Genomic DNA, 15272 nt, shown 5'->3' on the forward strand with positions numbered 1-15272 from the left:
GTTCTCTAATGTCTCATTCAGTGCTTATCCTCGCGGATTTGTCGTTTGCGGAATTGGACTGTCGTTATAATGGAGTCTAAGACTGCGTTTAGCTCTTTGGAAATATCGAGGGTCAAAAAGCGCATGACCAGATAGTTGTTTCGCTGCAGTAGGAGGTCCTTACGTCGATCGCTGCGCCATGCGGCTGCGTCTTTTAGGTGTTGTGAGCCGTCTAGTTCGATTACTAATTTGAGTGGTTCACATAGAAAATCGACTTCCATGCGACTGCGTTGATTGAAAGGGATGGGTAATTCTACATTGAGCTGAAAATACCCTTTTGTGAGATCTAAAGATTCTAGTCGTTTGTGAAGGAAGGCTTCCGAGGCGCTCCGAGCGCGCGTAACATCATCTGGAGCTTGTGCTGCGTGCATGAAGAGCTCTGCCAGTGGTTCATCGACACCGTCTTGTATCAGGCGTTTTACGCTGCCTGAATAATCCTTTTTCCAAGCGGGATCGACGGGTAAGGGCACGCTCTGTGGCCAGCCTGGGAGTGCACTTGCCGGTAACAAAATTGAGTAGCCCACTGCTTCGTAGCCAGCACAGCGTTTGTTGAACATTCGTGCGAGCATTGAGGTGTCTAAATCTGCATAATCGTAAATCTGAACGACCTTTTTGCTCTCATGTAAACGATGAAGTCGACCGGCATATTGGGCGATCGTTCCGCGCCAGGAAACTGGCATGGTTACGAAGAGTGTATCGAGTTGCGAATCGTCGAAGCCTTCTCCGACGAAGCGTCCGGTCGCTAAAACTACAGCGGGTCGCTGCGAGGCAGCATCCGGCTCCAGTTGTGTCAGGGCTTCGGCTAAGCGCTTTTTGCCCATGCCGCCCTGCAAACAAATATAGCGTATGTTGTATAGCTCCAGCAGCTTGGTGAGATATTCCAAATGTTCGGTTCGTTCCGTGATGATTAGTGGCGAGCGGCCATCGCTTACGGATCGGACTACATCATTTATAATCAGACGGTTGCGTTCTGAATCTTCGATCAGAGCTTGGCAGAGTTGTTGAAATTCGATGCGGGCATCATCTTCAGGTTCATGGATCGGGCGGAAGCGAGTTGGGCGCACGATAACATGGTGTTGGAAGGGGCGTGCCGCAGCTTGGTCTTTTGCATGCACTCGGTGTCGAATTGGCCCACACTGCATTAAGATGATAGGGTGATGTCCGTCTTTTCGTTCAATGGTAGCGGAGAGTCCCAGGACGTATTTAGCCTTCGCTCGGCTCACTGCTCGTTCAAAACTCTGAGCTGATAGGTGATGGCACTCATCTACGATTAAATGTCCATAATCCGCAATGCGATCATCCACAACATCCTTGCGCACCAGACTTTGGATGAGAGCGATATCAACCTGCCCTTTGAGTTTGCGTCGTCCACCACCGAGGCGACCTATAGACTTTTCAGGAATATCGAGAAATTGGGAGAGCCGTTCGACCCATTGTAGCATGAGTTGCTGGCGGTGCACGAGGATGAGTGTATTTACACCTCGTTCTGCGATCAACCATGCGGCTAAAACAGTTTTTCCAAATGCTGTGGTGGCGGCTAACACGCCCATTTCATGTGGAAGCAGAGCTTTCGCTGCAGTGGTTTGATCAGGTCGTAATTCGCCAGAGAAAGCGAGATTCAAGGGAGTCCCTTTGTTTCGTAAGTCTTTACGTCTGTAGCGAATGTTACACTTTCGTAAGAGAGTTTTCAAATCGTCTAAGCAGCCACGGGGCAATGCGATATGTTCCTGGTGCGCTTCTGCGCATGCAATGACACGAGGTTTATCGTAGGTGGGTAGACGCATTGCCTGCGCTTTATAAAATTCTGGGTTTTGAAATGCGGCTAAGTGGAGGATGCGGTTACGCAGAGAGGGCGGTAAATTGTTCTTCGGTATATAGATTTTATCGGAAAGCACTATTTCGAGGCTGTCTGGCAATGTGCCAGAAATCGGAGGCTCTTGCTGCTGACGGGAAGGCGGGGCTTGCCAAGGTGTGAGGGCAAACTCTTCATTTGGTGCGATACGTACAGGCAAAATGCGACGTGTGTGCTCTGCACTTGAAACGATCTGCGTGACTGTTTCCGGTGGAATCCGATTCAATTGTCCAAGAAATTTCCATTGATCATCGAATGGCTCAAAAGTGTCGTTTAAGAATACCGAGTTGCCAGTATTTCGAGCAGCTTTTTGCAAAGGCAGTGCGATCAAATTACCAAAGCCACCCTTGGGTAGTGTATCTTGATTCGGAAACATACGGTCGTAGGAAGACAGGCCCATCTCTGGCCGTAAGTCTAATGCTTCGGTCAGTATGTGGGTTCCCAGTCGCCTCGCTTGGATCGCTGGAATCGCGCGCTCAAAGAATAACCACAGATGGGCTCCATTGCCTGAGCGCGAACGTTCCAGTGCAATCGGTAAGGCTAGTTTTCGCAGCACTGTGATTAGAGCGGACGCATCGTCCTGCCAACCAATGCCGTCTAGATCGATTGCCAAAAAGTGGCAGGTCTCATCCAGCAGCATGGGATACACGCCCATTACAAAAGTTTGCCCACTCGCGTCCTTGCCCGAAAGATGCCAAGCGATTAGTCGGTCATTAATTGGAATCCAATCTTGGTGAGGACAATTGGAGCATTTGATGCGCGGCTTCTCGCAAATACCTCGCACCCATTCATTGCTACAAGCAGGCGAGTAGCCTGCCCGACCAGTGCGAACACTTTCAAAGCGCTGTGGAAACACATCCGTACGTCCCCGAAACAGAGAGCGGAAACATGCAATCTTATCCTCAGGTGCTGAGTGGTAATTTAAGCCAGAAAAAGAATGCTGATGAGGAAATGCCATAACAGAAATCCTGTGATGACGCGCATTCTAGCACTGTGTGCGCTTGAGGACAATAAGCGAGTGTTCGCGGCTTAATCTGCCCGGCTATGTAAACGCAGCGCCCCGCACGCGTTTCATTGCAACCAGATCACTCTTCGCTTCTGCAGGAATATCCTGAGGTTTATAGCGATGTTTGCGCCCTGTGCTACGTTTCCAGTGCTCCGCATGCGACTGCACAAACTCGCGTGAGCCCAGCACAGCGCCTTCCGTAAAGTAGCGGATACGACATCGCAGCAGCACCGCACTCGGCAAGACGCCTTGCTGCTTTTCCAATACACGCACCGCCGCCTCGCGGTTGATGTTTGCCGCATGTTGCACAGCCGCACTACCTTTGCCAAAGAGCAGTTCACGGTAGGACGCAAGTGCCTCATTACTAGACGCTTCATATGCTCCGAAAGTCAGAAACTTCAGCGCTCGCTGTGCCTTTTTTTGTCCACTGACCGCTTCTGCATAGCCGCAGAAACGATAATCTTTCGGGTCTTTCACCAATCCCGCTCGCACAGGATTCAAGTCAATATAGGCCGCCATGGTCTGCAGCGCGTTGCCCTTACCCTCGACTAAAACACTTTTAAAGCGATCCGCCCATAAGGGCCCAAAGCGCTCATGGGTCTTGTTAAACCAAGTCGAAAAGCGTTGTTTTAAAGTTTTCATGAAGGCCGAGATGTCATTCATGCGAGCCAGCAGCTTTTGTCGAATCAAGTCCGCCTCCGCTCCCCCATCTCTTAATTCCTGCTCCATCACAGAAACAGAAGCGGTTTGATATCAGGAAGGCTTCGCATAGAGCACCCGATAGCGTCGCATCAGTTCCGAGTCGGAGACCTGGGCTTCTGGACAGACACGAACCAGCACATGGAAGTGATTGTTCATCAAGCAATAAGTGAGCACTTCGACACCCGAAAAATCTGCAACCTGATGGATCATCTTTCGCAAGACCTCCATTTCTCTCAGTTTAAAAAGCGCCTGCCCATTCACAGTGCGGGACATACAGTGGTAAATCCCCGTGCCTTGAGCCGTGATCCGTTTCGTTCGCATAAAAAGATAGTGGTCTCTAAATTATCTAATTACAAGCCTCAATATAAGGGACAGGTCTATATAATGGGAGAGCTTGACGATGAGAGGGTTTTGCTTAGATTGGGGATATGTCACGGTTTCCCTTAGGGCGGCAGATGCTGGATGTGTTTTTCCCGCGTAGTTGTGTGCATTGTGGCGATGCGGTGGAGGATTCGGATTATCAGTTTCTTTGCCGGGATTGTAGCCGGGAGCTCTTTCTCTCTAAGCCGCCGACTTGCACGACTTGTGGCTACCCTTTCTTTGGCATGCTGGCGGGGCCACGGACTTGTCCGCATTGTGTGGAGTTGAACCCGCTGTTTGAACAGGGGAAGACTTTGTTTTTGGCGAAGGGGCCGGCGCGCTCACTGATTCATGAACTTAAATATAAGTCTGGTTTTTATGTGCTGCAGGATGTGCAGACGATGATCGCGTCCGCGCCTTACTATCGGGACTACTTTAAGGGGTCGATCTTGGTCCCAGTGCCCTTGCACGCTACGAAAGAACGGGAGCGGGGCTTTAATCAGAGTCGTGTGATTGCGGAGGCTTTGTTGCAGGCGACGGAGGCGCTTGAGGTGCAAAATATGTTGCTCCGAAGGCTCTATACTCAGACGCAAACGCGCCTGAGTCGAAGTGACCGTCACCAAAATGTAAAAAATGCCTTTGCTTTGGTAACCGATGCGGTTGTAATTCCGAATCAAACATATATTCTGATCGATGACGTGTTCACTACGGGGTCGACGCTTAATGCTTGTGCCGCCGTCCTTCGCGGGGCAGGTGTTGATTCAATCAAAGTCGCGACTCTCGGACACGGATAGTCTATTTACTAACTCTTAATTCTTAATTTTTAACTCCTACTTCTCTTATGGCACTCTTTGGAAAACCTCAGTACTCGACCGTCACCGTTAAGAAAAAGGACATCCCTAAGGATCTTTGGACGAAATGCCCGAAGACGGGCGAGATCATTTACAACCGTGTATTGAAGGAAAATTTGATGGTGGTGCCAAGCAGTGGCTACCACTTCCCACTTAAAGCACGTGATCGTATCGCTTCTATGCTGGATGAGGGGACTTTCGAAGAGATGGACATGGGGGTGCATTCGCTGGATCCTTTGGAATTTAACGCGACTTCTTCGTATCCTGAAAAGTTGAAACAGAATCAGGATAAGACGAAGGAGACGGATACGGTCATTTCTGGCATGGGCACAATGGGGGGCATGCCGGTGAGTATCGCGGTGATGGATTTCCGCTTTATGGCGGCTAGCTTGGGTTCGGCAGCGGGTGAGAAAATCACGCGTGCGATTGAGCGTGGCGTGGAAAAGAAGTGTCCTGTCATTATCGTTTCCGCTTCGGGGGGCGCTCGTATGCAGGAGGGGATTTTAAGTTTAATGCAATTGGCGAAGACCAGTGCTGCGCTTGCGAAGTTAAGTGAGGCGGGACTTCCTTATTTCTCAATTTTGACGAATCCGACGATGGCGGGTGTGATGGCTAGTTACGCATCGTTGGGGGATGTGATTATCGCGGAACCCGAAGCGTTGATCGGCTTTGCGGGTCCGCGTGTGATCAAGGAAACCACGCAGCAGGATTTGCCGGCTGGCTTTCAAACATCTGAGTTTTTACTTGAGCATGGTTTGGTCGATTTGATCATTCCTCGTGGTGAAATGCGCGACCGTATGATTAATTTAATTAAGGCGCTCTACGGCTCTAAGAAGTCGGCGTAGGGTTTGTAGGGGCGTGATTAGTCACGCCCGCCGAGCAACAGCAGCTTTTAGACGCGGGCGTGAAAAGTCGCGCCCCTACGTTTTATGTCTCAATACACCAACACCCTCGACTATCTCTATGCGCTGAAGAATCGTGGTTCTAAGTATGGAATTGATCGGATGCGGCTTTTGGTGGAGGCGCTGGGCCACCCGGAGCGGCAATTTCCGGTGATTCATGTGGCGGGGACCAATGGTAAGGGCTCGGTGTGTGCGATGCTGGAGGCGCTTTATCGGGATAATGGTTATCGCACGGGGTTTTTTAGTTCGCCGCACTTGGTGCATTTGGGCGAGCGGGCGCAGGTGAATCGGCAGATTCTTTCGGAGGCTGAAATTGTGCGCTATACGGAGCAGTTAAAGCCGATCGCTGCGGAACTGGGGCGGGATGACCCGGAGCTACATCCGACTTTTTTTGAATTTGTGGCGGCAATGGCTTTTCAACGCTTTGCAACGGAAGCTGTGGACATTGGGATCATTGAGACGGGCCTCGGTGGTCGTTTGGACGCTACAAATGTGGTGGATCCTGCACTGTCGATTATCACAACGATCAGCTTGGACCATACAGAAATGTTGGGCGATACGCTGGCGGCGATTGCGGGTGAAAAGGCGGGCATTATTAAGGCCGGCAAGCCGGTGTTGATGGGCAAATTACCTGCGGAGGCGGAAGCTGTCGTTCGTCAGGTGGCTGAAGAGCGTGGTTGTCCGTTTTATGCATTGACAGATCGTTTCCCGGAGGGATCTACCCTGCCCTGCACAAATCTTGCGGGCAGTTTTCAGCGTTGGAATGCGGCCTTGGCGGTCTATGCGACGGAGATCCTGGCGGAGCAGTTTCCGCTACAATCGACGCAGGCGCTCTCGCATGTAGATTGGGCGGGGCGCTGGCAGGTGCTCGAGTTGGATGGGCGGCAATTGATCCTAGATGCCTCACATAACCCTGAAGGCGTGGCTGCGCTGGAGGAAAACTTGGCTAAGTTGGTCAAGGCTGAGGGGTGCGAACCGATTATGATCGCTGGGACATTGGGCGAAGATCGTGCCCGCAGTTTAATGTCAGTGGTCGGCCGTTATGCGGATGAATTGTATTTGGTGGCAGCTCAACAAGAACGGGCAACGCCTACTGCTTTTTTAAAGAGCTGTCTTGAGCGCGATGCGGTGGAAACGGACCTTACGGCCCTTTTCCCTACTCCGGGGCGTTGTGCCATTGGAGAGCCGGGCGACACAGTGGTGCTGACGGGCTCGTTGTATTTGATCGGAGAAGTGCTGGAGCGTATCCAGGGCCGGGCGAAACTAGCTGGGAGCGGGCTGCAGGATAAGGTTTAGTGTGGGGGGGATGTCTTTGTACGGCTCGTTCTTTTCTGGCTTGTCGAGACTGCGTAGGATCTGTGCCTGTAAATCGGCGGGCGTGACAAGTCGCGCCCCTAGCTTAACCAATGCTAGAAAGTCGCGTCGTAGAGTGTTTCTACTGGGGCTCCGTCAATATCTATGGTTTGGACTTTGAGCAGTTTCATGCCGGGGAGTGGCTCGTGTAGCAGGCTGTTGAGGTGCTTTAGGTCGGTGGCGTTTTGTTCGCTGGTTTGGCCTTTTTCTGTCCAAGTGATCTGGTAGGCGACCTCATCTGGATTGAGGCGGCGAGGTTTGAATGCGACTTGCTTGGCTTTGCTCTTCTTGGGCTTGGCGGCCTTTTTCTTGATACTTGAGGGCAAGGTGACGCTGGGGGCTTCGAAAGGGTAGTTTTCGCCTAGCAGTTCGTTGATTCGGCTCTCCGTTATGTGCACACGCGCAAGCTCAGCTTCCCGTTGTATCAGGAGGCTGTTGATGGCGATGAGCTCTTCGGGAGAGGCCGACATGCAGGCGAACGCTTACGCGTCGTCGGTCTTTGACTCGTCTTCCTTGGCGCTGGCTGCGTCGTCGGATTTGTCGGATGTGTCAGACTTAGCTGCGTCGTCTGCAGGCTTTGGAGCTTCCTCTTCCTTTTTCACGACAGGCGCTGGCTTGGGAGCCGCCTTTTTCTTTACGGGCGAAGCGGATGCAGTAAAGGTTGCGACGGGCATGGGTGGCTCTGGGAATGGGAAGACGCCGTCTTCGCCGACGATTTCGCAGACTTGAGTTTCGAGTTCGGCGATGCGTTGGTAGGCGGCCTCGCGTTCTTCCAGCAGTGTATCAATCTGGATACGGGCTTCGAGTGCCTGGCGGATCGTCTCAGCGTCGCCGCGGAGAATGATCTCTGTCATCGTCAAGGGGATGAGCTTTTGTGGTTTTTTAGCCATAATTTGATTGGTTGAAATTAGTCGTTAAAGAAATTGGCGATTTTATTAAAGAGGGCTCCTTTACGTGGGCGCTCTGCTTTGGAAGTTGTTTGTTCGGGCTTAGGCTCAGGTTGTGGGGCGTCTGTTTGTGTTTGTTCGCGTTGTTGCTTGCGGATGCGCTGGGCAAAGTTTTCTTCGGCGGCAAAAACTACTTTGCGGTCCGAGTCGTTGAAAAGGCTGCGCAGTAGGTGTTCACTTAGGCTGGGGTTACTGGCGAGTTGACGGCGAACTTGCGGGCTGGGGTCCTTGCTGAGTGTATTTTTGAGTGCTTCGGTGAGTTGAGCCGAACGAGCCACGAAGGCCCGCACACTGGGTGCGGGGTGTATGGCGAGCTGTTGTGCGACTTTTTCGCTAAAACGATCGTAGTTGATTTCTTGATAGGCGAGGTGCTCGGCTACGACCAGTGACTCTCGATGGTTGATGAGCAGATCGTAGTGATCGCTGGCCAAGTCATCGCGATAAGCAACCAGCAGGGCAATGTCGTCGTCGGGGTGTTGGCAGAGCTCGCTGAGGGTGGCATCGCTGGTCGCGCGGTTTTTCGCCAGAGTGCGAATCGCGTTGAGATCGTTGGAGGCAGCAATATGGAGTGCGATCGCCTCATGGATGGCGTGGTTGCCAGCTAAGCGACGGCGCACGCGCGGCGAAGTGTCTTGTGCGAGCAGGCGTTGAATGCTGGCTGGTAGGTCCGCTTGTTCTGCGAGAAAGATGCGATCCCGGGTATCTTCTGATTCGGCGAGATAGAGCATTTCGGGGCCGGATAGTTCGCTGCCTTTGAGCGCGGTGCGAGATACGAATGCGTGGGGCGAGGTGCGTAAGGCTGCGCTAACAGGTGCTGGTAGCGCTTTATTACGTCGTAGCAGGAGCAATTGTTGGTGTTGTTTATTTTGATCGGCCCAGAGCTGGAGTAGTTCTTCGTCGGATGAGAAGTTGAGGATGGTGGCAGCGCTGACTAGGCTGTCGTCGCTATTGGCAAGGTGCACGGCCACATCGGTATCGAGGTTTTTACGTTCACTCAGAGCGATGCGCACGGCGCTGGAAGCGTCGTCCGCCAGTAAGAATTGCAAAGGATTGGGCAGAGCCGAGTTTTGCGCGAGTGTGGCGCGGACGAACTCGTTTTCGTCGGTGACCAGCGTTTGAAATTCCTTAGGCGTGAGGTTTGGGTTCGCGGCGAGGGCGTGGCGGACGGCGACTTGTGGGTGTTGGGTCAGGCGTTGCAGTGATTGCTGCGGACACCGCGGATTGCCGGCCAAGCCAATCGCGATGTCGACCTTCTCCGGATCCAAGCTGCTGGCGATCTGCTCAGCCAGATCGGAGGGAATCAGTGGATAGTGCGCGAGAAAGCTGAGGTAGCGGTCTTGATCGTGATAGAGATCGTAGAGGTCGCGCAAGATACGCGTGAGCAAGGGCGGCTTGCGATGCGCCCGCACGGTCGCCTCGACGCCAAGCTCATCAATTTGCGCCACCAAATCCTCGCAGGTTTCTATTTCTTGCACCATTCGACCTCCTCAGGGGTGATAAAGACCTCACGCGGCGTGGAGCCATTTTGTGGGCCGACATGCATGCGGTCTTCCAGCTCTTCCATTAGGAGCGCGGCGCGGTTGTAGCCGATACGCAGGCGACGTTGTAGGAAGCTGGTGCTGGCCTTTTGGCTTTCGGCCACGGTGAGCATGGCTTTCTTTAGGAGCGCTTCGTCGTCTTCGCCCTCGATACTTTCGATGCCCATTTGGGTGCCGCCTTGATCAACCGGCGCGACCGTGCTGAGGTCGACGCGGAATTCCGGCAGGCGTTGACCCGAAATGTGCTCCACCACTTGAATGATTTCATGATCTTCCACCATCGGGCTTTGGATACGAATCAGCCGCGCAATGCCCGGCGGATTGAAGAGGAAGTCACCACGGCCTAAGAGGCTTTCGGCGCCCTTGCAGTCCAGAATGGTGCGCGAGTCCACATTGGAGGAGACTTGGAAAGCGATGCGTGTGGGGAAATTGGCCTTAATGATACCCGTAATGACGTTCACACTCGGGCGCTGGGTGGCCACGATGGTATGGATACCGACGGCGCGCGAGAGCTGAGCGATCCGAGCCAGTGCGCCTTCGGCGTCGCCCTTGGAAGTCATCATCAGGTCGGCCAACTCGTCGATAATCACGACCGTAAAGGGCATCTTCTTAAAGCCTTCGGCTGCGGCTTTTTCATTATAACCGGCAATATTACGCACCTGCTTTTCGGCCAGCACTTCGTAGCGGCGTTCCATTTCGGCCACCACCCACTTGAGCACTTGCACGGCGGGCTTGGCATCGGCCACCACGGAGTGAATCAGGTGCGGCACTTGGCGGAAGAGGCCAAATTCCACCCGCTTGGGATCGATCAAGACCAGCTCTAATTCATCCGGTTTGAATTTGTAGAGCATACTGAGGATCAGCGTGCTCATACAGACCGACTTACCACTACCGGTGGCCCCTGCGATTAGCAGGTGGGGCGCTTTGGCTAGATCGGTGATGATCGGCTTGCCCTGGATGTCGAGGCCCATGATTAGAGGGATCTCGTAGTCGCAGTCACGCCACGCCTTGGACTGTAGGAGTGTGCGCAGAGCGATCGGCACGGAATTACTATTACCGATTTCGATGCCGACAAAAGGTTCGCCCGGGATGGGGGCTTGCATGCGGATATTGGTGGTGGCTAGAGCCAGTGCGATATTCTTTTGTAGGGCGACGATCGACTCAACCCGCACGCCCATGCCTGGCTGCACGCGGAATTGAGTAATGCGCGGGCCAATCAGGGCGTCATAGACGTGAGCATCGACAGCGAAGCTATCAATCGCATCTTGTAGCGCATTTTTCTGAGCTTCCAGCGCTTCCGGTGTGACCAAAGTGACCGAGCTAATATTCGGCTTGTCCAAGAGTTCAATGGTCGGCACCTGGTATTCGGAAAGATCAACCGGTTGTACGATCGGTTCCGGTTCCGGCGCCGCTTCGGCGGCTAACGCGTCCTCGGCAGCCACTTTAGCCGCTTCTTCGGCGATTTCACGCGAGCGTGGATCTTCGCCAGCCAGTTGGGCACGGGTGTTTGCGAGCATGCGCTGAAAGCGAGCTTCGCTATCGCTTAGGTAGGTTTTAAAATATGCGCTGCGTTCTTCGCGGTCTTTGAGTAGTGCGTCGAGCTCCGTGCGCCAGGTGGCCAGTTCAGCCGCTTCGGCCGCCATGACCGCTTGTTCTTTTTCCGCTTCGCTGGCGATGGTGTCAGGCAAGGCATCGTCCTCATCTTCTTCGAAGGTTTGGTCAGCTCCGTCTTCGTCAATTTCGTCAGAATCTACCAGATCTTCAGCGAGGACTTCGTCGTCTTCCAGCACATGGTTGTCGTCGACCTCATACTCCACCCACTCGTATTCGATTTCTTCTTCCTCTTCGTCAGCGCCCGCAACGCTCTCCTTCATCGCCTCGATGGTATCCACCAAGCGACTAATCCCCGCCTTCATCAGGCGGAGGGAGCTTTTTTTTCTGGAGAAAGGGAGAGCCATGAATGTGGAGCAAAAGGCCCTGCGAATAGTATGTCACAGGGAAACGCGCTACGCTGAAATAACTCTGCAAGGGTTCAAGGCTGAATTTTCTGGGGAATGCGAATTCTTTATAAAGGAGAGAATGGATCTTAAGCGACACTAGCGTGTGATTGCTGTTTTGCGTCGCTTTTGGTTTTTGAGAACGTAAGGCGCAGTTGTTGACGATTAGGTTTTAATATGGAGGCTGCCATCTCGTAGGGACTTCACTTGTGAAGACCGCAGTGGACCGGCTCTTAGGCTCGGCGGGCGTCACAAGTGAAGCCCCTACATTTTCTACTTATGAAAACTAACTCTTCTACCGCGCTCCCCAAGACCTTTTGGTGGCATAACCTCACGCAGTTTGGTGGGGCGATGAATGATAATATTTTCAAGCTGCTGATGGTCTATGCCCTGATTGCTTGGAAGGGGGAGGCTTCCTCGGCGGGTATCCTGGCCTCGGTGGGACTGGTGTTTGCCCTGCCCTTTTTGCTGATCGTGCCGATTGCGGGCAACTTTGCGGATAAATTTAGTAAGCGTAAGCTGATCGTGATCCTGAAGCTGGTGGAACTGGTGGTGATGGGCTTTGGGATTGGTGCGCTTTCGCTTCAAAGTCCCGCGATGTTGTATGTCACGATGTTCTTGATGTCGGCGCAGAGTGCTTTCTTCGGGCCTTGTAAATATGGCATCTTGCCGGAGCAGGTGGATTCCGAGCAGCTCTCGAAGGCGAATGGCTCGCTGCAGTTGTTTACCTTTCTCGCGATTATTTGCGGCACCGTGCTGGCGCCGGAGTTGAGCTTGCTCAGCAAGGGCAATTTCAGTTTGGCGGCATGTGTGTGTCTCGTGATTGCCGGGCTGGGCTTGTTGGCGTCTTGGCAGATTGCGCGCACGCCGGCGCATCCGATTCGTCGGTTGAGCCTAAATGGCTTTGGCTCGGTCTTTCGCACAAGTTTGGAAATTCGTAAGGACGGCTTTCTGACACTGGCGGTCTTGGCCTTGGCGGTCTTCTCTTTGGCGGCCGCATTTATTCAGCTGAATGTGCTGGATTACGGGGAGCAGCACTTGGGGCTGACGCCTGAGGCGGCGACGCGCTTGTTTCTGCTGACCGCGATCGGGATCGGTGTGGGCTCGACCACGGCGGGCTGGTTGAGTGGGCGCGGGATCGAGTTTGGCATCGTGCCGGTGGGCGCGCTGCTGATGAGTTTAAGTCTCGGCACCTTGGGTTTGATGGCAGAGGGTAATGTTTGGCTCTCGGCCATCAGTATGGCAGTGCTCGGCTTTGCGGCTGGGCTGTTCATCGTGCCGCTGCAGGCCTTCATTCAATACCGCAGCCCCGAGGATCGTGTCGGGGCGATTCAAGCGACGAATTCCTTTATGAGCTGGTTGGGCATCCTGTTGGCGAGTGGCTTGATCTATTTGAACGGGGCCGTGTTGGGCGGCAGCGCGCAGAATGGCTTTTTGTTGTTGGCTTGTTTGATTCTCGGCTTGGCGATTTTCAGTTTATGGGTGCTGCCGGACTTTTTTATTAAGTTCATTGTGATGCTGATTACGCATGCCTGTTACCGCTTTCAGGTGCGTGGGCTGCATAATTTGCCAGCAAATGGCCCAGGATTGTTGGTCTGTAATCATGTCAGTTTGATGGATGCAGTGCTGGTGATGAGCAGTCAACAGCGACGCATTCGCATGCTGATGTCGCGTGAGCAATACGAGGGCTACGGGCGATTGACGCGCAAAGTGATCGATCTGGCGCAGGTGATTCTAATACATAGCCAGGACAATCCCAAGAAACTGCTGCAATCGCTCAAGACCGCCCGGCAGGCACTCGATGATGGTTATCTCGTTTGTATCTTTGCCGAAGGTTCGCTGACCCGCACCGGCATGATGCGTCCCTTTAAGCAGGGCTTCGAACGTATCGTCAAAGGAACGGACTACCCCATCATCCCCGTCTATATCGGTGGCGCCTGGGGCAGTGTGTCCAGTTTCTATCAAGGCATGCCCAAAATCCGCCTGAGTGAGGATTTTCGCTATCCCGTCAGTGTGCATTATGGGGAGCCCCTGCCGACCCGCTCCAGCGCTTTCGAGGTGCAGCAGGCCGTGAGTGAGCTCTCGGTGGAGTCCTTCGAACTGGTCAAAGAGCGCCGCAAGAGTCTCGGGCATGAGTTGGTGGCCTCCGTGCGTCGCAACTGGAACAAGCTCGCCAGTGCCGATACCACGGGGCGCGAGATGAAATTTGGCGAACTACTGATTGCCAGTTTACTACTGCGAGATCGCTTGCGGGCCCAGACCGATCCCTCCGAGCGCAGTCTTGGCATTTTACTGCCGACCGGCACCGCTGCCACATTGGCCAATCTCGCTACAACCCTTGATCGACGCATTAGCGTGAATCTCAATTACACCGCGCCGGCCGCCAGTGTCGCTTCCGCGCAAGCCCAATGCGAGATCCGTACTGTGCTGACCTCTCGTAAATTTCTGGAACGCCTACCAGAGTTACCATTAGGTGACAATGTGCTCTATTTGGAAGACCTACTCGCCGACCTGAGTGGTCCAGCCAAATTACTCGCCTTCGTAAAGGCCCGATTGTGGCCCGCCCGTATGTTGATCGCCGGTATCTCGCCGGTGCAGCCCGACGAGGTGGCGACGATACTCTTTTCCAGTGGCTCCACCGCCGAGCCCAAGGGCGTGATGCTCAGCCATCATAATTTACTGTCCAACATCGAGTCCTTTCGCTCCGTCGTGACGCCCAAGCGAGAAGACGTCATGCTGGCCACCCTGCCCTTCTTCCATTCTTTCGGCTATACCGTGACGCTTTGGTTTCCTTTACTTTCCGGTATCACCACCGCCTGCCACAGCAATCCACTCGAAGGCGAAACGATCGGCCAGCTCGCCGAGAAATACCGAGCCTCGATTCTGTTGACCACCCCTAGCTTCTTGCTGGCCTACGTGCGCAAGATCAAGCCCGAGCAGTTGCAGCATTTGCGTTACACCTTCACCGGAGCCGAAAAATTACAGCCACGAGTGGCACAGATGTTTGAAAAGCGCTTCGGCGTGCAACCGCTCGAAGGCTATGGGGCGACCGAGCTCTCGCCCGTGTGTGCGCTCAGCCTGCCCAATGTGACTGTCGATAATCTCGAAGAGACTGGCAATCGCGAGGGACGCCTCGGCCGAGTATTGCCCGGCATGGCGATGAAGATCGTGCATCCCGAGAGCAAGGCCACACTCGGGCCCGGCGAAGAAGGCCTGATTTATGTCAAAGGGCCCAACGTCATGTTAGGCTATTTGAACAAGGAAGCGCTGACCGCATCGGTGCTGCAGGACGGCTGGTACGACACCGGCGACATCGGCCTGATGGATGTGGACGGCTTTTTTGCCATCACCGGGCGACTCTCACGCTTCAGCAAGCTCGGGGGCGAGATGATCTCGCACGGCGCAGTGGAAGAGGCCCTGCAAGGTGCCTTCGGGCTCGGGGCGGATGCACTGGTGGTCGTCGCGATCGAGGATGCCCGCAAGGGAGAGAAGCTCTGTGTCTTCCACACCGAGGCAGCCTTGAGCGAGGACAGCATTCGCGAGCAGCTCAAAGCACTCGACATTCCCAATTTATGGAAGCCCAATCCGAAGGACTGGCAGTATTTGGAGGCCTTACCCTTGCTCGGCACCGGTAAGCTGGATTATCGTGAGTTGAAGGCACTGGCGGCAAGGTAGGATCGACACTCTGTCTGTCTCTGTATCTGTATCATGAGCCACGGCGGCAC

Annotated in this window: 11 protein-coding genes; 4 read left to right on the forward strand and 7 right to left on the reverse strand. The window is 53.9% G+C overall.

The genetic code is table 11. The annotated features are described in order from the left end of the window. Positions 1 to 17: 17 nt before the first annotated feature. The 3 genes from SH580_RS11785 to SH580_RS11795 all read right to left on the reverse strand — a co-directional run bounded on the left by SH580_RS11785 (position 18) and on the right by SH580_RS11795 (position 3920). Positions 18 to 2849: a TOTE conflict system archaeo-eukaryotic primase domain-containing protein gene (locus SH580_RS11785; protein WP_319831070.1), complete on the reverse strand. Its 2832-nt coding sequence runs from the start codon at positions 2847 to 2849 to the stop codon at positions 18 to 20. A gap of 84 nt (positions 2850 to 2933) precedes the next feature. After that, on the reverse strand, positions 2934 to 3626 hold the full coding sequence (locus tag SH580_RS11790) for a hypothetical protein (protein WP_319831071.1): 693 nt from the start codon (positions 3624 to 3626) through the stop codon (positions 2934 to 2936). A gap of 24 nt (positions 3627 to 3650) precedes the next feature. Beyond that, positions 3651 to 3920, reverse strand: a complete 270-nt coding sequence (locus SH580_RS11795; RefSeq protein WP_319831072.1) for a transposase — start codon at positions 3918 to 3920, stop codon at positions 3651 to 3653. A 107-nt stretch (positions 3921 to 4027) separates the two neighbouring features. Between SH580_RS11795 and SH580_RS11800 the strand changes: the two genes are divergently transcribed. The 3 genes from SH580_RS11800 to SH580_RS11810 all read left to right on the forward strand — a co-directional run bounded on the left by SH580_RS11800 (position 4028) and on the right by SH580_RS11810 (position 7008). Further along, a complete protein-coding gene (locus SH580_RS11800; protein WP_319831073.1) occupies positions 4028 to 4753 on the forward strand; it encodes a double zinc ribbon domain-containing protein in 726 nt (241 codons plus the stop codon). Positions 4754 to 4800: 47 nt separating this feature from the next. Next, positions 4801 to 5655, forward strand: a complete 855-nt coding sequence (accD, locus tag SH580_RS11805; RefSeq protein WP_308949373.1) for an acetyl-CoA carboxylase, carboxyltransferase subunit beta — start codon at positions 4801 to 4803, stop codon at positions 5653 to 5655. 84 nt (positions 5656 to 5739) lie between these two features. Beyond that, the gene (locus SH580_RS11810) at positions 5740 to 7008 is read left to right on the forward strand and encodes a bifunctional folylpolyglutamate synthase/dihydrofolate synthase (RefSeq protein WP_319831074.1); all 1269 of its coding nucleotides are present in this window, start codon (positions 5740 to 5742) and stop codon (positions 7006 to 7008) included. A 113-nt stretch (positions 7009 to 7121) separates the two neighbouring features. On the opposite strand, the gene SH580_RS11815 is transcribed toward SH580_RS11810, so the two are convergent. Genes SH580_RS11815 through SH580_RS11830 form a run of 4 tightly spaced genes read right to left on the reverse strand, consistent with a single transcriptional unit; the run spans position 7122 to position 11508 of the window. Beyond that, positions 7122 to 7535 (reverse strand): hypothetical protein, encoded by a 414-nt coding sequence (locus SH580_RS11815; protein ID WP_308949371.1) that lies wholly within the window; start codon positions 7533 to 7535, stop codon positions 7122 to 7124. Between the two features lie 12 nt (positions 7536 to 7547). Next, complete coding sequence (locus SH580_RS11820; protein WP_308949370.1) at positions 7548 to 7955, reverse strand: hypothetical protein; 408 nt, start codon at positions 7953 to 7955, stop codon at positions 7548 to 7550. 17 nt (positions 7956 to 7972) lie between these two features. After that, the gene (locus SH580_RS11825) at positions 7973 to 9490 is read right to left on the reverse strand and encodes a hypothetical protein (protein ID WP_319831075.1); all 1518 of its coding nucleotides are present in this window, start codon (positions 9488 to 9490) and stop codon (positions 7973 to 7975) included. Continuing rightward, a complete protein-coding gene (locus tag SH580_RS11830; protein WP_319831076.1) occupies positions 9475 to 11508 on the reverse strand; it encodes a DNA translocase FtsK in 2034 nt (677 codons plus the stop codon). Before SH580_RS11830 ends, SH580_RS11825 begins: the two co-directional genes overlap by 16 nt. A gap of 318 nt (positions 11509 to 11826) precedes the next feature. Here SH580_RS11830 and SH580_RS11835 point away from each other — a divergent pair, with 318 nt between their 5' ends. Next, positions 11827 to 15222 (forward strand): acyl-[ACP]--phospholipid O-acyltransferase, encoded by a 3396-nt coding sequence (locus tag SH580_RS11835; RefSeq protein ID WP_319831077.1) that lies wholly within the window; start codon positions 11827 to 11829, stop codon positions 15220 to 15222. The last annotated feature ends 50 nt before the right edge of the window (positions 15223 to 15272 follow it).

It is taken from the genome of Coraliomargarita algicola (assembly GCF_033878955.1).
In the GTDB taxonomy this organism is placed as follows: Bacteria; Verrucomicrobiota; Verrucomicrobiia; order Opitutales; family Coraliomargaritaceae; genus Thalassobacterium; species Thalassobacterium algicola.